The sequence below is a fragment of the Hydrogenophaga sp. RWCD_12 genome (assembly GCF_046604225.1).
GTDB lineage: Bacteria > Pseudomonadota > Gammaproteobacteria > Burkholderiales > Burkholderiaceae_C > Hydrogenophaga.
In genome coordinates, this window is sequence record NZ_JBKIXC010000003.1 from 84809 (window position 1) to 107051 (window position 22243).

General features: G+C 66.0%; 16 protein-coding genes. 5 read left to right on the forward strand and 11 right to left on the reverse strand.

Annotated features, from left to right (window positions below):
• The first annotated feature begins 261 nt into the window (after positions 1 to 261).
• Positions 262 to 2691 carry a penicillin-binding protein 1A gene (locus ACLIJ1_RS12375; RefSeq protein WP_411365838.1) on the forward strand — a complete coding sequence of 810 codons (2430 nt, stop codon included), beginning with the start codon at positions 262 to 264 and terminating at the stop codon, positions 2689 to 2691.
• Here ACLIJ1_RS12375 and cyaY read toward each other — a convergent pair.
• The gene (gene cyaY / locus ACLIJ1_RS12380; protein WP_411365839.1) at positions 2681 to 3010 is read right to left on the reverse strand and encodes an iron donor protein CyaY; all 330 of its coding nucleotides are present in this window, start codon (positions 3008 to 3010) and stop codon (positions 2681 to 2683) included. The genes ACLIJ1_RS12375 and cyaY overlap by 11 nt on opposite strands.
• A 15-nt stretch (positions 3011 to 3025) precedes the next feature.
• Here cyaY and lptM point away from each other — a divergent pair, with 15 nt between their 5' ends.
• Positions 3026 to 3247: an LPS translocon maturation chaperone LptM gene (lptM, locus tag ACLIJ1_RS12385; protein ID WP_411365840.1), complete on the forward strand. Its 222-nt coding sequence runs from the start codon at positions 3026 to 3028 to the stop codon at positions 3245 to 3247.
• Here lptM and ACLIJ1_RS12390 read toward each other — a convergent pair.
• The 5 genes from ACLIJ1_RS12390 to ACLIJ1_RS12410 form a co-directional block, all read right to left on the reverse strand.
• A complete protein-coding gene (locus tag ACLIJ1_RS12390; RefSeq protein ID WP_411366396.1) occupies positions 3228 to 3869 on the reverse strand; it encodes a sulfite oxidase heme-binding subunit YedZ in 642 nt (213 codons plus the stop codon). The two genes, lptM and ACLIJ1_RS12390, sit on opposite strands and share 20 nt — an antisense overlap.
• Entirely contained in the window at positions 3866 to 4873 is a 1008-nt protein-coding gene (msrP, locus tag ACLIJ1_RS12395; RefSeq protein WP_411365841.1) for a protein-methionine-sulfoxide reductase catalytic subunit MsrP, read from the reverse strand. The genes ACLIJ1_RS12390 and msrP overlap by 4 nt, the downstream gene beginning before the upstream one ends.
• A gap of 123 nt (positions 4874 to 4996) precedes the next feature.
• Entirely contained in the window at positions 4997 to 6361 is a 1365-nt protein-coding gene (gene ccsB, locus ACLIJ1_RS12400) for a c-type cytochrome biogenesis protein CcsB (RefSeq protein WP_411365842.1), read from the reverse strand.
• Positions 6358 to 8502, reverse strand: coding sequence for a cytochrome c biogenesis protein ResB (locus ACLIJ1_RS12405; protein ID WP_411365843.1), 2145 nt, complete (start codon positions 8500 to 8502; stop codon positions 6358 to 6360). The genes ccsB and ACLIJ1_RS12405 overlap by 4 nt, the downstream gene beginning before the upstream one ends.
• A gap of 159 nt (positions 8503 to 8661) precedes the next feature.
• On the reverse strand, positions 8662 to 9273 hold the full coding sequence (locus tag ACLIJ1_RS12410; protein WP_411365844.1) for a c-type cytochrome: 612 nt from the start codon (positions 9271 to 9273) through the stop codon (positions 8662 to 8664).
• A gap of 104 nt (positions 9274 to 9377) precedes the next feature.
• On the opposite strand from ACLIJ1_RS12410, the gene yihA reads away from it, so the two are divergent.
• Positions 9378 to 10100, forward strand: coding sequence for a ribosome biogenesis GTP-binding protein YihA/YsxC (gene yihA, locus ACLIJ1_RS12415; protein WP_411365845.1), 723 nt, complete (start codon positions 9378 to 9380; stop codon positions 10098 to 10100).
• Positions 10101 to 10110: 10 nt separating this feature from the next.
• Here the strand turns inward: yihA and ACLIJ1_RS12420 are convergent, their stop codons facing one another.
• Positions 10111 to 11028 (reverse strand): lysophospholipid acyltransferase family protein, encoded by a 918-nt coding sequence (locus ACLIJ1_RS12420; protein WP_411365846.1) that lies wholly within the window; start codon positions 11026 to 11028, stop codon positions 10111 to 10113.
• Positions 11029 to 11041: 13 nt separating this feature from the next.
• Positions 11042 to 11923, reverse strand: coding sequence for a lysophospholipid acyltransferase family protein (locus ACLIJ1_RS12425; protein ID WP_411365847.1), 882 nt, complete (start codon positions 11921 to 11923; stop codon positions 11042 to 11044).
• 210 nt (positions 11924 to 12133) lie between these two features.
• Between ACLIJ1_RS12425 and metK the strand changes: the two genes are divergently transcribed.
• Positions 12134 to 13312 (forward strand): methionine adenosyltransferase, encoded by a 1179-nt coding sequence (metK, locus tag ACLIJ1_RS12430; protein ID WP_411365848.1) that lies wholly within the window; start codon positions 12134 to 12136, stop codon positions 13310 to 13312.
• A gap of 26 nt (positions 13313 to 13338) precedes the next feature.
• Here metK and ACLIJ1_RS12435 read toward each other — a convergent pair whose 3' ends face one another.
• Positions 13339 to 15747, reverse strand: a complete 2409-nt coding sequence (locus ACLIJ1_RS12435) for a hypothetical protein (RefSeq protein ID WP_411365849.1) — start codon at positions 15745 to 15747, stop codon at positions 13339 to 13341.
• Between the two features lie 266 nt (positions 15748 to 16013).
• Here ACLIJ1_RS12435 and ACLIJ1_RS12440 point away from each other — a divergent pair, with 266 nt between their 5' ends.
• Complete coding sequence (locus tag ACLIJ1_RS12440; protein WP_411365850.1) at positions 16014 to 18089, forward strand: PAS domain S-box protein; 2076 nt, start codon at positions 16014 to 16016, stop codon at positions 18087 to 18089.
• Between the two features lie 21 nt (positions 18090 to 18110).
• Here ACLIJ1_RS12440 and ACLIJ1_RS12445 read toward each other — a convergent pair whose 3' ends face one another.
• Positions 18111 to 19913, reverse strand: a complete 1803-nt coding sequence (locus tag ACLIJ1_RS12445; protein ID WP_411365851.1) for a 7TM diverse intracellular signaling domain-containing protein — start codon at positions 19911 to 19913, stop codon at positions 18111 to 18113.
• A gap of 24 nt (positions 19914 to 19937) precedes the next feature.
• Positions 19938 to 22187 carry a carotenoid biosynthesis protein gene (locus ACLIJ1_RS12450; RefSeq protein WP_411365852.1) on the reverse strand — a complete coding sequence of 750 codons (2250 nt, stop codon included), beginning with the start codon at positions 22185 to 22187 and terminating at the stop codon, positions 19938 to 19940.
• Positions 22188 to 22243 lie beyond the last annotated feature (56 nt).

Here is a 22243-nt window from a genome sequence, read left to right on the forward strand (position 1 = left end):
AGAAATGGTGGCGCCAGAGGGCGCCGGACTTAAGAAATCACTTCAATGCTAGCAGCAAGCCCTTTGTGCAGCAAAGAATTTACTTCTTTGGCATAAACAGAAACGTTGTCAAAAGCATACGCAAATTCTGGCGATGACCGCTCCTCGCACAGCCCTGACCGTCCAGCGGCGCGCGACACCCGACAATAGGAAGGATGCGGTTCGGCGCCCGTGCCACCGCTCGCGTTTCCAGATACCACTTTCACTGCCCGAACCGATTGCATGGCCAACGACCAAGACGCCGCACGCCCCTCTCGCCCCTCCGGCGGAACTGCATCGTCGCTGGTGCGCTGGATTGGCAAAGCCATCGCGACGACTGCCGGTCTACTGATCGCAGGAGGACTTGCCCTGCTGATGGGCATCGGTCTGGCGCTCGCCGTGGCTTACCCCAACTTGCCGGACGTCGCCGATCTGGCTGACTACCGCCCCAAGCTGCCCCTGCGCGTGCTCACCGCCGACGGCCAACTGATTGGTGAATTCGGGGAAGAACGGCGCAACCTGTTGACGTTCAAGGAAATTCCGGATGTCATGAAGAACGCGGTTCTGGCGATCGAAGACTCCCGCTTCTTTGAACACAGCGGCGTCGACTACCGGGGCATGATGCGCGCCGCTCTGGCCAACCTTGGCCAGGCCAAGAGCCAAGGCGCATCGACGATCACGATGCAGGTGGCCCGCAACGTCTACCTGTCGGCTGAAAAGAGCTACACCCGCAAGATCTATGAAGTGCTGCTGACCTTCAAGCTGGAACACCTGCTGACGAAGGAGCAGATCCTCGAGATCTATATGAACCAGATCTTCCTGGGTCAGCGCGCGTACGGCTTTTCCACCGCTGCCCAGACGTATTTCGGCAAGGAACTCAAGGACGTGACGGTGGCCGAAGCTGCCATGCTGGCCGGACTGCCGAAGGCTCCCTCTGCCTACAACCCGGTGACCAATCCCAAGCGCGCCCGGATCCGTCAGCTCTACATCATTGACCGCATGCTCGACAACGGGTTCATCACCCAGGAGCAGGCGCTGCAGGCAAAGAGCGAAGAACTCAAGCTGCGCCCGAACCACACCCAGCCCAAGGTCCATGCGGAGTACGTCGCTGAAATGGTGCGTCAGTCGATGGTGTCCCAATACGGCGACGAGGCCTACACGCGCGGCCTGGTGGTGACGACCAGCCTGCAGGGGAACGAACAGGAGGCCGCGTACCGGGCCGTGCGCCAGGGCATCCTGGATTACGAACGCCGCCAGCAATACCGGGGGCCTGAGCAGTTCATCACCCTGCCCGCCGACAAGGCTGCCCGCGACGAAGCCATTGACGATGCGCTCAATGAGCACCCGGACAACGACGACCTGATGTCTGCGGTGGTCCTGGAAGCCAACCCGGGCAAGGTGGTCGCCATCCGCCAGGACGGTGATGCGTTTGAAATCACCGGTGAAGGCCTGCGGCCGGCCACGTCTGGGCTCAGCGAAAAGGCCAGCCCCAGCATCAAGATCCGCCGCGGAGCCATCATTCGCGTCGTCAAGTCGACCCAAGGCGGCTGGCGCATCAGCCAGTTGCCCGAAGTGGAATCGGCGTTTGTGGCCATGGACCCGCGCAACGGCGCCATCCGGTCGCTGGTCGGCGGTTTCGACTTCCAGAAGAACAAGTTCAACCACGTGACACAGGCCTGGCGCCAGCCCGGATCAAGCTTCAAGCCCTTCATCTACTCGGCTGCTCTGGAAAAGGGCGTGACGCCCGCCACGGTGGTCAACGATGCACCGCTGTTTTTCTCTGCCACGGAAACCGGCGGCAAGCCCTGGGAGCCCAAGAACTACGACGGGCAGTTCGAGGGCCCGATGACCATCCGGCGCGCGCTGGCCAGGTCCAAGAACATGGTGTCCATCCGCGTGCTCCAGCTCGTCGGTACCCGAAGCGCCCAGGATTGGGTGACCCGCTTCGGCTTCGAGGCCGAGAAGCACCCCCCCTACCTGACGATGGCGCTGGGCGCCGGCACCGTCACCCCGATGCAGATGATCGCCGGCTACTCGGTGTTCGCCAACGGCGGCTACCGCGTGACGCCATCGCTGGTGACGAAGGTGGTCGAGCACAAGGGCCGCGTGTTGTATGAAGCTCCGGCGGCGGCGCCGTCCGAAGCGCAACGGGCCATTGACGCACGCAACGCCTTCGTGATGAGCACCCTGTTGCAGGAAATCACCCGCTCCGGCACGGCTGCCCGTGCCCAGGCCACCCTCAAGCGTCCGGACCTCTACGGGAAGACGGGCACCACCAACGATTCCATGGACGCCTGGTTCGTGGGTTTTCAGCCCACCATCGTTGGCGCCGCCTGGGTCGGCTACGACACGCCGCGCAATCTGGGCAGCCGCGAAACCGGTGGTGGCTTGAGTCTGCCGATCTGGATTTCCTACATGTCCGAAGCGCTCAAAGGCGTTCCCGTGGCAGAAATCCAGGCGCCGCCGGGCGTGATCCACGTCGGCAATGAGTGGTACTTCGAGGAATACGGCCCTGGCCACGGTGTGCGGGGCCTCGGCCTCAACGATCCCTGGCCTGGCGCAGCGTCCGGCGAATCGGCTGCCGGCAACGGTCAGGAAGGCGAAGCTGGCGGTACCCGCCCCGCCGGCGAGAGCGAGGACCGCCGCAGCATCCTGGATCTGTTCAGGAACTGAACACCAGTGCCTGGCCCGCCTGCTCGCTCGCGCAGCGGGACAGATGGGCAAAAAACTCGCCGTTGCCCTTGGTGTCCATCCAATGGCTGCCGTCCCACTTGTAGTGGAAGCCGCCGGAGCGGGCGGCCAGCCAGACCTCATGCAAAGGCTTCTGCAGGTTGATGATGATCTGGCTGCGGTTGGCAAATGTCAGCGTCACCATGCCACCCACGCGCTGGTTGTCCAGGTCGGTGTCGCTTTCGTCGTTGATGTGATCGCAACCGCGCTCCACGCTGCGCAGCAAGGCGTCGGCCAGGTCCTGATATTCCATGTCGGTCATTACAATGCCACCACTATGTCGAATCAAACCATTCTAGGTCGCCGCCCCGTTCGCTGCAGCGCCTTGGCCTTGCTGGTCGCCGCGTCGGTGATCGCTGGCTGTGGCCAGAAGGGTCCGCTGTATCTGCCACCGCCGCCAGGCTCGGCATCCGCTCCGGCTGCTCCGCAACCATCCAGCCCGGCTGCCACCGACAACAAGGTCAAGCCCGCGGACGCCGCTACCCCGACGGCACGCTGACCCGGCCAGCTGCGGCAGACAACCGCTGGCGCGAGACATGGCGCCACAAGCGCCAGCCCAGCAATACCGCAAAGACCGCGGCATATACCGCCACCTCGGCGAAGTTGTGCTTGGCGGCCCGCATCCAGAAGAAGTGCAGCACCGCCAGCAACGCGACCGCGTACACCGTGCGATGCAAGGCCTGCCAACGCGCCGCACCCAGCCACCGGATGGCGCGGTTGAACGAAGTCGCCGCCAGCGCCATCAGCAACAGCCAGGCCAGTGTGCCCACGAGAATGAACGGTCGCTTGGGCACGTCGACCAGCACCTCCTGCCAGTCAAACCCCTTGTCGAACCAGGCGTACGCCAGCCAGTGCAGGCTGGCGTAGAAGAACACAAACAGGCCCAGCATGCGGCGCAGCCGCGCGATCTGGGACCAGCCGGTCCAGACCCGCAGCGGCGTCACCAGCAGCACCAGCACCAGGGCGCGCAAGGTCCAGTCGCCCAGCGAGCGGATCAGCGCCTCCGCCGGATTGGCGCCCAGACGGTCCGAGAACGCCGCCCAGGTCAACCACACCGCCGGCAACAGCCACACCACAAACACCACCGGCTTAACCGCCGGGTATCCCAGCCATCGCATCAGTAGAACTTCTTGAGGTCCATGCCGGCGTACAGCTGGCCGACCTGGGCTTCGTAGCCGTTGAAGCGTTCTGTCTTGCGCCGCTTGGCGAGAAACCCGCCTTCGTCGCCGATGCGCCGTTCGGACGCCTGGCTCCATCGAGGATGCGGCACATCAGGGTTCACGTTCGAATAGAAGCCGTACTCCTGCGGCGCCGCAATGTTCCATGCAGTCTTGGGCTCTTTTTCGACAAAACGGATCTTCACCAGCGACTTGCCGCTCTTGAACCCGTATTTCCAGGGCACCACCAGCCGCACCGGCGCACCGTTCTGGTTGGGCAGCACCTCGCCGTACATCCCGAACGCCAACATGGTCAGCGGGTGGCGCGCCTCGTCCATGCGCAGGCCCTCCACATAGGGCCAGAGCAGCACGTTCGAGGAGACACCAGGCATCATCTGGCGATCGGCCAGCGTGACGAACTCCACGTATTTCGCGCTGCCCTGCGGCTCCACCTGACGGATCAGTTCGGCCAGCGAAAAGCCGACCCAGGGAATCACCATCGACCAGCCCTCGACACAACGCAGACGGTACAGCCGCTCCTCCATCGGCGCGAGCTTCATCAGGTCGTCCAGGCCATATGTGCGCGGCTTGTTGACCAAGCCTTCCACCGACACCGTCCAGGGGCGCGGTTTCAGCGTTTTCGCATACGCCGCCGGGTCGGACTTGTCTGTACCGAACTCGTAATAGTTGTTGTAGCCGCTGGCGTGTTCGTACTCGGTCGGTTTGTCGGCCGCCTGCGCTCCCGGGACACTGGAACGGACCGAAGGCAAGGGCAGCAACTTGCCCGGCGCACGGATCGCCGCCGCCTGCGCCAGCGCGTCGCGGGATGCCCAGGCCGCCAGCGCGGCGCCGCCCGCCCCCAGGGCCATGCGCTGCATCCAGGCGCGGCGGTCGAGATACGCCTCGCGCGGGGTGATGTCGCTGGGCACGGGATGCTGGAAACCGTCGTCGGTGGAACGAATGATCATGGCGAGCTCCTTAAAGGCATCCGTCGTACGAGGCGCCAGTGTCTTACAAAGTTCGCCGCAATCTGTGCCCACCAAAAGAAACACCCCGCCGCAGCGGGGTGTCGACCGGTCCGGCGCGTCAGGTCAGAGTTCGCCGTAGCTGTGCAGGCCCGACAGGAACATGTTCACGCCCAGGAAGGCGAAGGTCGTCACCGCCAGACCCACCAGCGCCCACCAGGCCGCCACCGTGCCGCGCAGCCCCTTCATCAGGCGCATGTGCAGCCAGGCCGCGTAGTTCAACCAGACGATCAGCGCCCAGGTTTCCTTCGGGTCCCAGCTCCAGTAGCCGCCCCACGCCTCCGCCGCCCAGAAAGCGCCCAGCACGGTGGCGATGGTGAAGAAGGCGAATCCGACAGCGATCGCCTTGTACATCACGTCGTCGAGCACCTCGAAGCTGGGCAGGCGCGCGGCGATGCGCTGGCGCACCGACAGGATGCCGCCCGCGATCAGGGCCGAAATGCCGAAGTAGATGAACCAGTAGCTGCTGCCCTTGGCAGCGGCCGCGCCCTGGCGGAAAACGACCGGCTCGAAGCACAGCACCACACCCAGGATCCACAGCGGCGCCAGCTTGTACCAGCGGCTTTCGGTAGCGCTCTGCTTGATCAGGTAAGCAAAGGCGAGCATGGCCGACAGCGCGAACGTACCGTAGCCGATGAAGTTGGCTGGCACGTGCAATTTCATCCACCAGCTCTTGAGCGCGGGCACGAGCGGCTGGATCTGGTGGGCTTCGCGCACCACCGTGTACCAGAGCAGGAAACCCACCGCGGCGCTGACCACCAGCATCACAAAGGCGCCCATCGAACGCGTCTTGTACTGGTCTTCGTAATACAGGTAGAAGGTGGCTGTCATCCAGCAGAACAGCACGAACACTTCATAGAGGTTGCTGACCGGGATGTGGCCGATGTCGGGGCCGATCTGGTGGCTCTCGAACCAGCGCACCATGGTGCCCACCAGCGCCAGCGTCACCGCGACCCAGGCCACGCGCGAACCCAGCATTTCGAAGGTGTTGCCGTCGCGCGAGAACATGCCGATCCAGTAGAACACCGTGCTCATGAAGAACAGCATGCTCATCCAGAGGATGGCCGACTGACTGGAGATGAAATACTTCAGCATGAACACCTGGTCGGCGCGCGTCAGATCGGCCGCACCGGCAGGCGTCTGGTACAGCCAGATCGCCAGCAGCGACAGCGCCGCCACCACGGCCATCAGCTTGCCCAGCGGACGCCAGAACCAGCCCAGCCAGATCAGAGAGGGCACCGCGCCGAGCAGGATGCCCTTCTCGTAGACGTCCATCGCGCCTTCATAGCGGAAGAAGGCCCAGGCCGCGCCGGCCACGATCAGCGCCGCGAACAGCCAGTCCCACGCCTGTTTCCCCGCGAGGAAGGCGTTGCCGCTGCCGGAACCTTGCCGGTCGCTCTTGAGCTCAAAGGTCTGTGTGGCGGTGTTCATGCATTTCCCTTCAGCAGTGTCGACTTCAACTGTTCAAATTCCTGGTCGGATTCCATCGTCTTGCGGTTCGACGACAGGGCCATGGTGGCATGGCTGGCTCCGTCCGTGCCAGGGGCAAGCCAGATCCACAGGCGCCGCTCGCGCACATACAGCATGGCGAAAACGCCCAGGATGAGCAACACGCAACCCAGGTAGACGATGGTCTGCCCCGGTGCCCGGGCCACCTGGAACACGCTGGCCTGCACCTGCTGGAAATCCTTGAGCTCAAACGTCATCGGCGCCGGGTAGTAGAAGCTGTCGCTGAGACTGAGCACTGCGCGAGACATGAATTGCTGCGCTGCATCGTCGCGCGGCAGCGGAGCCAGCCCCGCCTTTTCGCGACTGACCTGCAGCAGCTCAAACAAGGCCCCGTTGAGAATGCGCACCAGCACCTCGCTGGCCTTCTCGCGCTCGGCCTCCGGCACATTCGCTTCCAGGAACGCGGACACCGCCGGCAGGCCACCACGGATGTCGGCATCCTGGCTGATCGCACCCGTCTTGGGTGGCGCCATCTTTTCGGTGCCGGCAAACAGGGCAATGGCGCGCTGGGCCGAGCCTTCCAGCGCCTGACTCAGCTCGGGCTTGCCCGGCTCGACCGCCGTCGCCGTGTAGCGGCGCACCGCCTCGGCCCGCAGTGCCGGATCGGCCAGCGCCGAACGCAGGCGCACGAACCCTTCGATGCTGTCCTTGTCGTCGACCGGCACACGCAGGTAACGCATCTGCTCGCCTGTCGATTCGCGCGCGCCCATGAGGAATACCCGAGCGCCGTCGAGCTCCATCGGCAGCATGTAGTTGTGGAACTCCGTCGCCTGGCCGGACGCGTCGCGCAGCTTGTAGGTGATGCTCGGCCCGACGTTGCGCAGTTTCTTTTCGGAACCTGTCTTGTGGCCCGAACCCAGGCGGCTTTCGATCGCATCGCGCAAATCGACCTTGCGCACGTCGGTGGCCCCGCTTTCGGCGTCCTTGCCGAAGTTCTCCACGTTGATCACACGCAGCCCGGTGTACTCCAGCGTCAGCTTGCTGTCGCCATTGCTCAGGGCGGTCGTCGCGCCGATGGTGCCCGAGACCTCGAACGGCGCAATCACCGCGCCCATCGGATACGCCTGCAGCGTCACCTTCGAGCCGCCGTCGTCGAAGCTGGACTGGTAGATGTTGATGCCGCGGTGGCTGGCCGGGTGGTTCACCTCGACGCGCGCATTCTTCTTTTCGCCGGTCTCGTGGTCGTGGATCACGATGTCGCTGGCGAACAGCTTGGGCATGCCGGTCTCGTAGTACTCGACGATGAACTTCTTGAGTTCGACCGAGAACGGCAGGTCCTGCAGCAGCACGCCGTCGGACTGGCTGAGGATGGCGGTACCCGAACTGGTGCCCTCGCTGACCATCAGGTTGCCTCGGAAGGTCGGGTTGGTGGGCGAGAGGCGGTGCTGCGCTGGCACGTCGGCGATCATGCCGCCACCGCTGTACGGCGTCTTGCCGTTGAACCACATCTGCGCCCGCACGATCAGGTCGCCATCGAGCAGACCACCCAGGCACACCAGCACGATGGCGCTGTGGGCGGCGAGGTATCCGATCTTGTTGGCCGTGCCCTTCTTGGCCGCCAGCATCCAGCCCTGGCCTTCCGGCGTGTCTCGCGACTGAAGCTTCACCCGCCACCCCGACGAAATCAGCGCCTGGCCCAGGCCGCGGGCAGCAGCCTCGGGCAGGCCCGCCAAGGCGCCTTCGGCCCGGTTCGGAAACGAACGCAGGCTCTGCTCGCGGATGTTTTCCTTGAAGGTCCTGAAGTCGGCAAAGATCTTGGGCGTGTTTCGGGCGATGCACAGGCTGGTGCTGATCACCAGAAACGCCAGAATCACCAGGAACCACCAGACGCTGTACACGGTGAACAGTCCAGCCTTGCCGAACACCTCGGCCCAGAACGGGCCGAACTGGTTGACATAGTTGTTCAGCGGCTCGTGCTGCTTGACCACCGTACCGATCACCGAGGCGATGCAGATCACCGTCAACAGCGAAATCGCAAAGCGCATCGACGACAACAGTTCCACCACGTTGCCGAACACGCGGGATCCCGAGCGGATCTGGAGGCCTTGGGTGGATGCAGTCATACGTCAGAAACAGAAACAGGGCGGTTCCGGCAGAACCAGAACACACCCTGCTGAGAGTTGTCGAGAGTCTGAGGGTTCAACCGGGATGCCAACTTTCCCGATTGTTCCGCCAAATATTGTTTGAGGCTTAAGTCCCCGGACTCTCCGGGGCTGTTGCGATCAGCGCAGACCGGCGATGTAGTCGGACACGGCCTTGATTTCCGTGTCGTTCATCTTGGCGGCCACACCCAGCATCTGGGCGTTGTTGCCACGGGTGCCGGCGCGGAATGCCTTGAGCTGGGTGCTGGTGTATTCAGCGTGCTGGCCCGACAGGCGCGGGTACTGGGCCGGAATGCCGGAGCCACGGGGGCCATGGCAGCCGGCGCAGGCGGCGATCTGGCGATCCGGAATGCCACCGCGGTAGATGCGCTCACCGGCGCGGACGAGGTCCTTTTCGGTGGCGAAGCCGGTGGTGGCCTTCTGATCGGCCAGCCAGAAGGAGACATTGCGCATGTCTTCATCGGACAGGGCGGAAGCCATGCCCTTCATGACGGCGTTGTCGCGCTTGCCCGACTTGAACTCCTGCAGCTGCTTGAGCAGATACTCTGGGTGCTGGTGCGCCAGCTTCGGATTGGCGGGCGTGGTCGAATTGCCGTCAGCCGCGTGGCAGGCCACACAGACCTGCCCGAACGTGGCAGCACCCTTGGCCAGATCGGGCTTGGTGCTCTGAGCATGTGCGCTGAACGACAGGACGAGCGCGGCGGCGCAAAGAAGTGATGCAGGCAGTTTCATGTCTGGGGCGATCGTCGCAGGGGACGGCGTCGGGTTGATGGATTTGGCAACTGGTCTGAGAACAACCCAATGATTTTACAATGTCCCACCGGGAAAACCCCCAAATGACTCCACCCACCAGTACAGCACCACCGGTCAGGCGCCCGGACCCCAAGATCGCCCACGGCTGGCTGCACACTGCGCGCTTCCTGACCACCGCCCCCCAACTCGAGCACCTTCCGGCCCTGGACCTGCCGGAAATCGCCTTCGTCGGACGCTCCAATGCGGGCAAATCCACCTCGATCAACACGCTGACGCAGCAAAAGCGCCTGGCGTTCGCGTCCAAGACCCCTGGGCGCACGCAAAGCATCAACCTGTTTGCCCTGGGCAAACAGGGCGAGACCGATGCGGTGCTGGCCGACCTGCCAGGCTATGGCTATGCGGCCGTGCCACGGGAAGCCAAGCTGCGCTGGCAACGCGTCATGGCCAACTACCTGGTCACGCGGGAAAACCTCAAGGCCATCGTGCTGCTGTGCGACCCGCGCCTGGGACTGACCGAGCTGGACGAGGCCCTGCTGGAAATCATCCGGCCGCGCGTTGAAGCAGGCCTGAAATTCCTGGTGCTGCTGACCAAGGCCGACAAGCTCTCGCGGGCGGAGGCCAATAAGGCCCTGTCGATTGCGAAACTGCAGACCGGTGGCGGCGAAGTGCGCCTGTTTTCTGCCCTGAAGAAGCAGGGCCTGGACGAAGTGGCGCAGTTGCTGTGGGACTGGGCGCACGAACCCCGGCCTCTGGCGACCACCGAAAGCGCTGCCGAACCCCTGCCAGAGCCAGAGCCAGACCTGTAAACCGCAACCGTCAGCGGTAGTACGAGGGCTCGCCGGCGGGGCGGGTCTTGAACCGCTTGTGCACCCAGTAGTACTGCTCGGGAGCCTCGGCAATCCATGTCTCCAGGTCGCGGTTCATCCGCGCCGTGTCGGCCAGCACATCCTCGGTCGGAAAGTCCTGCCACGGCGGCAACACAGTGATGTCGTAGCCCTCGGGCGTGAGGCGGCTGAGGATGGGCAGCACACGCGCCCCGCCCATGCGGGCAAAGCGCGACAGCGACGGAATCGTCGCCGCCGTCACGCCGAAGAACGGCACGAACACCGAGTCGCGCGGCCCGTAGTCCATGTCGGGCAGCATGTACAAAGGCTCACCCGCGCGCAGCGCGCTGACCAGAGCCTTGAGTCCGGCATTCTTGGCCACGATGTGCGGCTCGCCGAAACGACGCCGGCCTTCGGCCATCCACTGGTCCATCACCGGATTGCGCTGGCGGGCGTAGAGCCCGCAGAACCGCCGCTGCACATGCGCCGTCAGAGCGATCCAGCCAGCGTCCATGCCCACGAAATGCGGTGCGAACAGCAGCGTGGGTGCCGTGCTCTGCAGCTCCCCGACCGCGCCCGTCAGGCGCAGACGGCGTCGCACCAGTTCCGGACTGCCGCCCCAGATCCAGCCACGGTCCAGCCAGGCCTGCACGAACAGCACAAAGTGCCGCTGCACCATGGCGCGGCGCTGCGCGGCGTCCAGCTCCGGAAAGCACAGGCCGATGTTGATCTCGGCGATGCGGCGCCGGCGCCCCACCAGCCAGTACAGAACCCCGCCCAGCCCGGCCCCCAGCGCCCGCAGCCACGACAGCGGCAGCACGCGGGTGACCCGCAGCATGCCCAGCACCAGCAGGCCAAGCAAGGTCTTGACCAACGGTTTGCGGGGAGCGGCGGCAGCGGTGTCTGTCATAAAACGACTGGTCTTACGAGTCTTGCGCCTTTTCCGCCTGCAGCCGGGCCGCGTGGCTGATGCCGGCCGGCGCCTTGTAGCGGTCGTACGACCACAGGTATTGGGCCGGACATTCCCGCACCAGCGATTCCATCGCGGCGTTGATCTGCTGTGCTGCTTCGAGGGGGTCCTGCGACATCTGCCCCCCCGCACCGGGCCGGAACGGACGCAGATGTACCCGGTAGCCGCGCCCCCACGAAAGGCGCTCGCCCCAGATCAGCAACACGCGCGCTCCCGCCGTGAGTGCCAGCCGGGCCGACAGGGTCATGGTGTAGGCATCGCGGCCGAAGAACGGCGCCCAGACACCCTGCCCTTCGGGCGGCACCTGGTCCGGCAGAAGGCCGACGCCCTGGTGCTGTTTGAGCGCCTTGATCAGCTGCTTGACCCCGGCCAGCGTGGTCGGCGCGGTCGAGAGTCCGGGCCGGCTGCGGGCCGTTTCCATGATGTCGCGCAGCCAGGGCTGGCGCGCCGGGCGGTACAGCACCGTGATCGGCAGCCGGTCGCCGAACCGCTGCGCCACCAGTTGCGCGGTGATCTCGAAGCAACCCAGGTGGGGGGTGAGGAAGAGTACCCCGCTGCCGTCAGCAATGACCTCTTCGACCAGGGCCATGCCATCCCACTCCAGATGCACCGGCCCGCCCAGCCACAGGCGCGGCAGCTCGGTCACCATCTTGCCGGCCTCGGCCACCGACGCCAGCGCCACCGACCGCGGGAAACCTGCCAGCCGGGCATGCTCGAACAGCTTGCGCCGGTAGCGTGACGACAGCCCGAAACTCAGCCAGCCCAACGCCCAGCCCAGGGCGTGCAGCACAGGCAGGGGCAGGCGCGACAGGAATCGGAACAGCGACGGATACAAGATGGTCAGAACGAGAGCAGACGGGCGATTGGACCGGAAACCCCGATCTTTTCAGGGCTTGCCGCACCGGGGAGTGATTCGCCGGATCGGTTTAAAATCAGCGACATCGCCGAGTTATTGAACTAATTGCGGGGCGATTCACAAATTCCGCTAAAGCGTTCGCCGAACCCAGAAGACCGGCAACGCCGGTTCAACCACACTGGAGTTTATATGGCGAACGATTTCCTCTTCACCTCCGAATCCGTCTCCGAAGGCCACCCCGACAAGGTCGCCGACCAGATCTCGGACGCGATTCTCGACGCGATCTTCAAGCAGGACCCCAAGAGCCGTGTGGCAGCCGAGACGCTGACCAACACCGGCCTTGTCGTGCTGGCCGGCGAGATCACCACCAACGCCAACGTCGACTACATCCAGGTCGCGCGCGACACCATCAAGCGCATCGGCTACGACAACACCGAGTACGGCATCGACTACAAGGGCTGCGCGGTCATGGTCTGCTACGACAAGCAGTCCAACGACATCGCACAGGGCGTGGACCACGCCTCCGATGACCACCTGAACACCGGCGCCGGTGACCAGGGCCTGATGTTCGGCTACGCCTGCGACGAGACGCCCGAGCTGATGCCCGCGCCGATCTACTACGCCCACCGTCTGGTGGAGCGCCAGGCCCAGCTGCGCAAGGACGGCCGCCTGCCGTTCCTGCGTCCGGACGCCAAGAGCCAGGTCACGATGCGCTACGTCGACGGCAAACCGCACTCGATCGACACCGTGGTGCTGTCCAGCCAGCACGCGCCCGAGTGGAGCCTGGGCGACAAGATGAAGCCCGAGTTCAACGAGGCCATCATCGAAGAAATCATCAAGCCGGTGCTGCCCAAGGAATGGCTGCAGAACACCCGCTACCTGATCAACCCGACCGGCCGGTTTGTCGTCGGTGGCCCGCAGGGCGACTGCGGCCTGACGGGACGCAAGATCATCGTCGACACCTACGGCGGCGCCTGCCCGCACGGTGGTGGCGCGTTCTCGGGCAAGGACCCGTCCAAGGTCGACCGCTCGGCAGCGTATGCCGCGCGTTACGTGGCCAAGAACGTGGTCGCCGCCGGCCTGGCCAAGCAGTGCCAGGTGCAGGTGGCCTACGCCATCGGCGTGGCCAAGCCGATGAACATCACGGTCTACACCGAAGGCACCGGCAAGATCAGCGACGAAAAGCTCTCGGCCATCGTCGCCGAGGTGTTCGACCTGCGTCCGAAGGGCATCATCCAGATGCTCGACCTGCTGCGCCCGATCTACGAGAAGACCGCCGCTTACGGCCACTTCGGCCGTGAAGAGCCCGAGTTCAGCTGGGAACGCACCGACAAGGTCGAGGCCCTGCGCGCTGCTGCCGGCGTCTGAACGCCACATGATGGCGATGTGCCGGCTCAGCCCGGCACGTAGGTCAGGTTGGGCAAGGCACGGAACTGCAGCCGTGCCACCGCCGCCGCCTTGACGAGCCAGACCGTGCCGCCGTTGACCACCGTCGCCGCGCCTGTGACGACGGTGGGCTTGAGGTAGCGGTCCTTGGGCAGCATCCACACCATTTCGCCCAGGCTCACCGGGTGGCTGGCATCGACGCGCGTCGCGCCAGTCGCCAGCACCGTTTCACTCCAGGAGACCTGGCGGCGCTGGGTCATGAAATCGGCCAGACGCGGCATGGTGTACCACTGGAACTTGGCTCCTTTTCCCTGGGCATAGTTCAGCAGGTTGTTCAGCACGTCGCGCCACTGGTTGGCCCCCGGCGGATGGGCATAGACCAGGCGGCTGGTGTCGTGTGCGATGCCGAAGTCCACCAGCGCGCGGTACCAGTCGATCACGTCCTGCTTGGGCACCTGGTACTCCTGGAATTCCTCGAAGGTCGCGTACAGGCCCTGCGGTGTGACGGGAAAGACATACAGCGCCGGATTGAGCAGCGCGCCGTCACGGTACTGTCGCGTCGCACCCAGGCCGGTGTGGCCGCCGAAATAGGTGCCCACCACCCCTTGCTGCTCCAGCCAAGTCATGGCCCACAGCGGGTTGTTGCCCTGCGGCGCCGAGTAACTGCGGGCGCGCTTGCCCACCACACCGTCCACCGCGATCTGGTTGAGCTGCAGCAGCGGCAGATAGTCGGTGGCGTTGGTTTCGGTGGCGCCTGCGCCGTAGAAGTCGTGCACCCAGCCGCCGTGCGAGCCGATGGCATGGCCCTTCACGTCCAGGTGGCGCAGCAGTTGCTGCGCCACCAGGTTGTTGTTCAGATTCCAGCCAAGGCCATCGCCGGGCACGATGGCGTCTGGGCCGGCCGTCATTTCCATGGAAAACGGCCCCTTGTTGAAGACGCCGGCAGTCTCCAGCGCCAGCGAAGGCGCCTGCGCGGCCTTCGAGTCGAGGTGCCAGTCGAAGGTCAGGCCGGCCACCCCATTGGGCATGCCCGAGAGCCGGGAGCCGTGCACGACGTGCTGCATGAAGTAGTTCAGGAAGCCGTGCATGGGCAAGGCGTCGGTGCGTCCCTTGAGATAGCCCAGCGGCAGGTTGACGAACAGCACCTTGCCGGCGCCGACCTTCTGCACGCCCGCAACCAGCCCGAAGTCGGGCGCGCTGGCCAGCGTGGTGCCCCCGTACACACCGGTGGTGACGTAGCTGGGGTAGATCAGGTGCCCAAGCAGATAGCCGTGGTACGCGTCGAGCCCGTCGACGGCGAGCGCCTTGGCCACCGGCACAGGTGTCGCCTCCCCCGTCGTGGACTCGCTCACCGGATGCGTGGCGCTGGCCTGCGTGACCTTCGGTGCCTTGAAGGCCTTGCCGTACCGGATCGACACCTGCCGCGCAGTGCTCAGGCCAAAGGCCCGCCCCGCACGCACCTGTTCAGTCGCGGCGGGCAGGTTCTGGAACTGCTGAGGGTCGAAGCCGCGCACGCCGCCCGGGTCCACCAGACTGACCGGCAGGAACAGCGATTCGCCAGCCGTCACGCCAGCAGCAGTGAGCAGGCGCGGAACCGCCGGCTTGGCCGTGCCGCGCGCTGTGCCCACCTTGGCGGTCAGCCCCACCGGCGGATACGGCATGGACTTGCCTGGTGGCACCAGCAGCTCGCGCAGCGTGCTACGCATCGCGGTCACTGGACCCAGCCCGACGGTGCGGTCCAGCAGCGTGTCGTACAGCACATAGTCCACACCCGCCAGATCGCTCAGCCGCGAGCGGGGAACCGGGTACACCGGCTGCCCGTTGCCGTTGAGCGTCAGTGCGGCGAAGTCAAAGGTGAGAAAGGTTCGCCCTCCCCGGGTCGTGTAGTCGCGCACCGCCGCCACCAGCGCATCGGTCGCGACGGTGTGCAGCTGGTCTGGCAGCACCAGGCCGGCGTAACGCAGGGCACCGGCCGATCCCATGGCCAGGAACTGGGCGTCGGTCACGACCGCCAGACGCGTGCCCACTTCCGATGCGGCGTCGGTCCAGCTTGTCACGCGGTCGTCCGCCGTCGGCTGATCGTCGGGCACCAGCAGCATCAGCAGGCCAGGATCGGCGACGCCTCCATTGAAGGCCGAGGTCGCGGCGACGGCCTTGCGTTCGGGCGAGTTGAGCTCGACCCCGGGAGTCATCACTTCTCCGGATGCATCCACCACCGCCGTGATCTCGGGCACCTGCACCGCAGACGGGATTTCTTCCGTCTGCGGCGTGGCCACGGTGGCATCCGTCCCCCCTCCGCCGCCACAGGCCACCACGGCGCCGGCCACCCACAGTGGCAAGCCCCAGCGCAACACCCGACGGACGGTTGCAGCGCTCCCGGACAAGCTGGCCGAAGAGGTCGAAATGGGGGTGAGCATGGGCACTTCCTGAGGGATGGGAGAAAGCGCGATTGAGCGCTGCCGCCCCAGCAAACACCGTTCGTTGCACCGCTTAGCCCTGACTTTTTGCAACAAATAATGGAAGTGTGCACCAACATCTTTCAAGATGACACGCGCCTGCCGACCGGCCCGCTGGTTGGGTCCCTCCCCGCCCCAGACCGGTTCGATTGAATTTTTCCCACTGGTATCCGATATGACTGCTACACACGTTTTTGCCTGGCATTGCAACGATCGGAGCCCCCACCATGGATACCCCTGTCTGCCCTGAACGGACCGACACCGCCCATCCCGAACTCGAGCGCCTCGTCGCCTTGCGCACGCAGGAGCTCAAGATCGCCCTGGAGCGCGCCCAGTCGCTCTACGACCAGGCACCCTGCGGCTACCTGTCGCTGGACACCGACCTGCACTTCGTCAACATCAACCGCACCCTGCTGGACTGGCTGGGCTACGAGCGGGAGGACCTGGTCGACCAGCTCGATCTCGGCGCGCTGATCGACGGCGACCGCGTCTCGCTGGTGCGCCACCGCATGGAGGACCTGGCACAGAACGGCCGCAGCGAACCGCTGGAGCTGGAGTTCCAGCGCAAGGACGGCTCCCGGTTCCACGCGCTGTGCTCGTCCACGGCAGTGGTCGATCCGCAGGGGCGCTTCCTGTACAGCAACACCACGGTGGCCGACATCAGCGAGCGCAAGGCGGCCGAGCAGCGGCTGTCGGCGCACGACGACTTCCTGCGCAGCATCACCGACCGCGTACCTTCGCACCTCGCCTACTACGACAAGGACCTGATCTGCCGCTTCGCCAACACGGCGCACGCCGCCCGCAGCGGCAGGCAGGCCAGCGAAATGGTGGGCATGCACCTGAGCCAGCTGGTCGAGCCGGCGCAGCTGCCCGACATCCTGCCCCACGTCGCCGACGCGCTCAACGGCCAGAAGCAGACCTTCGAGGCCGAGCGCCAGGAGGCCGACGGTTCGCGCAGCTTCTACGAGATCCACTACATCCCCGACTACCAGCACGACGTGGTCGAAGGCATCTTCATCGAGCTGCACGACATCACCGAGCGCCGCCGCACCGAGGAGTTCGTGCTCGAAGCCAACCGCGACCTCGAAGACCGGGTGCGCGAACGCACGGCCGAACTGTTCCAGAGCGAGCAGCGCTACCGCCTGATGGTCGACGCGATCCAGGACCACTGCATCTACTTCGTCGACGAGCAAGGCGCCGTGACCGAGTGGACCGAGAGCGCCCAGCGCTTGCACGGCTTCACCCGCTCGCAGATGGTCGGCAAGCCCTACCTTCGCCTGCTGGCGGTCGACAACGCCGGCGAAGACGAGGTCGATCCGGCCCAGGTGCTGCGGCTGGCCACGGCCCACGGCCAGTGGGAAACCCGCGGTTGGCGCCTGCGCGACGACGGCTCGCGCTTCTGGGCCCACACCGTGCTTACCGCGCTGCGCAACGAGTCGGGCGAACTGCAGGGCCTGTCGTGCATCTCGCGTGACATGACCGCCGCCAAGAGCCTGGAGGACGTGATGAACGACCTCAACCGCGAGCTGGAGAAGCGCGTCGCCGAACGCACGCAGCAACTGGTCGCGGCCAACAAGGACCTGGACGTGTTCTCGCACATGGTCTCGCACGACCTGCGCGCGCCACTGCGCCACATCAGCAGTTTCGTCACCCTGCTGCAGGAGCAGCTGGGCGAAGTCAACGATCCGATTGCACTGCAGTACCTGAACTCGATCACCAAGGCCAGCAAGCGCATGAGCCACATGATCGAGGGCCTGCTCGAATACGCCCGCCTGGGCCGGGTGGCCATCGAGGCGCAGCCGGTGCCGCTGGCCCCGCTGCTCGAAGGGCTGATCGTGCACCTGAAGCAGGAAAGCCAGGGCCGCCACATCGAGTGGGTGGTCGAGGACGACCTGCCGGTGGTGCGCGGCGACGCGATGCTGCTGGCCCAGGCCTTCGGCAACCTCTTGAACAACTCGGTCAAGTACACCCGTCCGCGCGAGAAGGCGCGCGTCGAGATCGGCTGGAAGGTCAATCCGGTCGGTGGCCGCACGTTCTACGTGCACGACAACGGCGTCGGCTTCGACCTGGAAAAGGCGCACAACCTGTTCGTGATGTTCCAGCGCCAGCACCACTCGATGGACTTCGAAGGCACCGGCACCGGACTGGCGCTGTCGCAGCGCATCATCGAGCGCCACGGCGGCCGCATCTGGGCCGAGACGGCTCCCGGCGAAGGTTGCACCTTCTACTTCACGCTGCCGTTCGAAGGCACGGAACCGGAGATGGACTTCCCGCGGTCCGCGATGGCCGATCTGCCGCTCTGACGGCGCCGCCTGCAGCCCCGCTCAGGCGGGTGCCTGCTGCCGGCCCGGCAGGTGCATCACCACCTTGCGCGGCTTGCTGCCCAGGCGGTCCAGCGCCCGGTGCAGCCGCTGCAGCAACTGCTCGTCGGGCGCGTCACCGCCTTCGTCGTCGGCCTCCGGGGGCGCCGCCGACACGAGCCGGAACTTCAGCGACAGGTCGTTGGGCAGGGTCGGCACCCGCTCCAGCCCCTTGGCCACCACATGTTGCGCCACCAGCTTGAGCAGGTCGGGCTTGACCGGCCCTTCGATCAGCACGGCAAAGCGCGTGTCGGACACACGGCAGACCGTGTCCACATCGCGCACCACGCTGGCCAGTCGCGATGCGGCCACCACCAGCGCCCGGTCGCCCGCCTCGCGCCCCTCGCGCACGGCAATCTCGCCGTGGTTCGACAACTCCACCAGCAGCAGACCGCACTGGTGCTTGCCGCGCCGCGCCCGCTTGAGCGCGTCTCGCAGCCGCAGCCGCAGCACCGGCATGATCGTCAGACCGGTCAGCGGATCGGTGCTTTCCATGGCGCGCAGCCGGGTGCGGTTCTCGCTGAAATCCTTGGCGCGGCGATGCAGGATGTAGAGCAGCAGCGGGATCTCGATCGCCGAACCGATCAGCACGGCGTACTGCGTGGCCCAGCTGTCGGGCAGCACGCCCGCGCTGCGCAGCGCCGGGAACGGATAGCCCAGGTGCACCGGCAGAAAGCCCAGCAGCAGCCAGCCGGCGTAGGTTTCGCCCTTGCGCCAGGTCCAGAAGCACAGCGAGATGCTCAGCAGCACCGACAGCAAACCGTACAGGTTGAGCAGCTTGAAGGTGGCGGGGCTCAGCAGCATCGCGTACACGAAGGGATAGAGCAACCCGAACAGCGACCAGGCCACCACGAAACGGTCGACGCCACGGTGGTGCCGTGACACGGCACAGGCTTCGCGCACGAACCAGATGCCCGAGCCGGTGAGCCAGAGCATGAAGAACGCCGGCGCCATGTCGTTCCAGGCCGCCCATTGCGGCCAGAAGAACAGCCCCGCAATGCCGGTGTAGGACGCCTGGAAGCCCAGCATGCAGGCGACGTAAAAACAGTAGGCGACAAAAGCGCGGTCGCCGTAGAGCCGGGCGTGCACCCAGCCCAGGAACAGCACCAGCAGGCCGAAGCCGAGGTAGCCGCCGATGAACAGGAAGGTGGTGTAGCGCTTGGTCTGCAGGTTTTCTTCGGTCAGCAGTTGCAGCCGCGGGCTGGTGGGCGTCGGCGAATTGACGATCCGCAGCCACAGCGGGCCGGCGAGCGTCGGATCGACCGCAAACACCGGCGTCTGGTCGGGATGGTCCCATTGCGCCACCGGCAGGTGATCCCCCGAGTGCTGCACGACCCAGGCGCCATGTGCGTCACGCGCGTGCAGGCTGACCTCGTTGTTGAACGCCGAAGCGGTGAGCAGCAGGTACCAGCGCTTGCCCGGATCCAGCGCGGCGGGCCGGATCTGGATCCAGAGCGCCGCTTGCGTACCCAGGTCGAACGACCGGTCGTGCGCCATGTCTTCCAGGCGGTCGGCATTCGCCTCCACCTCGTCGGCCGTGGCCTGCCCGGTGGCGTCGATCCAGAACCGGGTCTGCAGGGTGACGTCGCCCTCGCCGGGCACCGGCATGGCCAGCGCCGGCCAGGCCAGCAAAGACAGCCAGAGGCAGAGCAACCAGCGCAGGCCACGGGCAGCGAGTCCATGGCGGGCGGCTGGTGCAGACCAGGAGATCCGGGAGGCGGGCATGGACGGATCGTAATGGCCGACCGAGTTGATCGTGATCTTCATCACCAAAACCCGACCGATTTGGGCTCAGGTTGTCGCATCGGCGCCGCGCCGCTGCAGCCCGTTCCAGTCGCCAGTGGTCGTCAGGCGGTCTTCCACTGCATTGATCCAGCCCGGCGCCTGACCGTCTTCGCTCCAGGCCGACAGCGTCGAGCGCATCGGCTGCAACACGCGGTCGGGCAAGGCCAGCGGCCGGGTCTGGTCCATCAGGAAGTGGGTCAGCAGGTGGTAGCCGACCACCCGCGTGAGCAGGCGCGAGAGCGAGAACCCCGGCCACAGCAGGCTGCCGATGCCGTCGACCAGCCCGACCAGCAGGCGCCCCAGCTGGAACACCAGCCGCACCAGCCAGGACACCCTTGCGTCCACGCCGATCCGGTTCGCCGTTTCTGGCCCCACCAGCCAGCGCGTCAGCGGCACCGGCAGATGCCGCAGCACCGGGATTCGGATCGAGCGCGCCATCGCGTCCATCAGCGCCTTGCCCAGCGGCGGCCGCACATCCGGCTGGCCCGGCAGCAGATGGGCCTGCGCCTGCATGCGCTCGAACAGCGCCGCGGCCTCGTCCATGGTCCAGGCCATCAGCTCGCGCCGCACGCCCAGCACATGACCCATCACGTTCCAGGCGTGCAGGTAGGCCTCTTCGTCCTCGCGGGGCAGCGCCTGGCCCAGGGTGCGCATGCCCTTGAGGAAGCTGTAGCTGAAGGTGAGCAGGGTGTAGGCCAGCTCCACCTGGTGGCAGGGCAAACCCTGCGCGTCGACGTCCCAGCCGTGGGCCGACAGCGCCGAGAACATCGGGCTGGCCGCGGCGTTGGCGGCCGACGGCTGCACCTTGCCGCGCACCTGTTCCGGGTCGCCGTGCAGGATCAGGTGGCGGATGGTCGCGTGGATCAGCCGCACCTTGAGCACCTGCGCCACACCCGCGCCCTCGGGGTCGGTCAGGCCGCCCTTCATCATCACCGGGAACACCATGGCCGCGGTCTGGCGGATGCGGTGTTCGGTGTGCTGTTCCAGCTGGCCGGCGATGTGCAGCACCTCGGCCAGTTGCGGCAGCACATAGCACTCGGGCAGGCTGGAGCAGAACAGCAGGGTGCACGACAGCGGCCCCTGCTCCATGAAGATGGCCTCGGCCCGCGCGACCTTGGCGGTGTCCGTCCAGTCAGGAAGTCGCCGCGCCTGCGCCACGTAGTCCTGCAGGGCCTGGGTGACCGCCGGATCGGCCGGCGCGCCCTGCACCCAGTCGCCCGCCAGCGCAGCGTTGTGTGTCCACAGCGCCATCAGCCGGTTCGCCTGGCCGATGCGCTGCAGGCCCTCGCCAGTGGCCGCACCGCCCTTCTCCCAGGGACCGATCAGCGCCGCCACGGCCCGGTCGGCCAGCGGATCGGCCACCAGTTGCATCGGCGCCAGATCGGGCACGGCGCTTTTCGGAGCGCCCGCAGAATCCGTTGCCGTCCGCGACCAGCCGTACCACGCGGCCCAGGCCACCAGCACCGGCAGGCCCATCGCGAAGAATGCAATCGCCCGGATTTCCACCGGATGCCCCAGGAAGAACTGGAACACCAGCCCCGACGCGTAGACCAGAATCGGCACCAGCACCGCCAGCGCCGCGCCATCGGCTGGCGGCGGCGAGCGCCGCGGCGGTGCGATGGCCTGGAAGCTGCAGAGAATGAACAACGCCACCGCCATCCAGCCGGCGAAGCCCTGCAGCGTCTCGCCGAACCAGCCACCGTCGGTCTTCTGCATGATCCAGGCCTTGAGCACGAAGACGAAATACGGGTCGGCGCCAAGGTCGAACGCGGTGATCACCATCGCCCCCAGCCAGGCCGTCAGCAGGCCGCTGCGCAACGTGGGCTGGGTGTGCACCGGCTGGCGCCAGAGCATCAGCGACGCCATCACGTAACCGATCAGGCTGATCGCAAACCACATCAGCGGAATCGCCAGCGGCACATCGCCCAGCCGCGGGCCGAGCACCTCGGTGTAGGTGTAGCGGCCGAAGAACCAGCCGCGGGTGGAACCCATCTGCTCGGCGAACCAGCCCAGCGCCAGCGCCAGGCCAGTCAGCGCCCAGGCACCGCGCGCGCCCAGCAGCCGGTGCGCCGACCAGGCGCAGGCCCAGAACATCGCCACGCAGGCGAACACCAGCGCCAGCGTCAGCGGCGGCCAGCGCCAGGCGGTATAGCCGAGCAGCAGCACCGAGCCGGCAGCGGCCAGCCGGTACAGCAGACGGTCAATGGAAGCAAAGGAATGGGGGGAGCGGACGGACGCGGGGGCAATGGACGACACCACAGGCAATGACTCTCAATGCATGCGTTGACCCCCTGAACCGCAGCGATTGGACC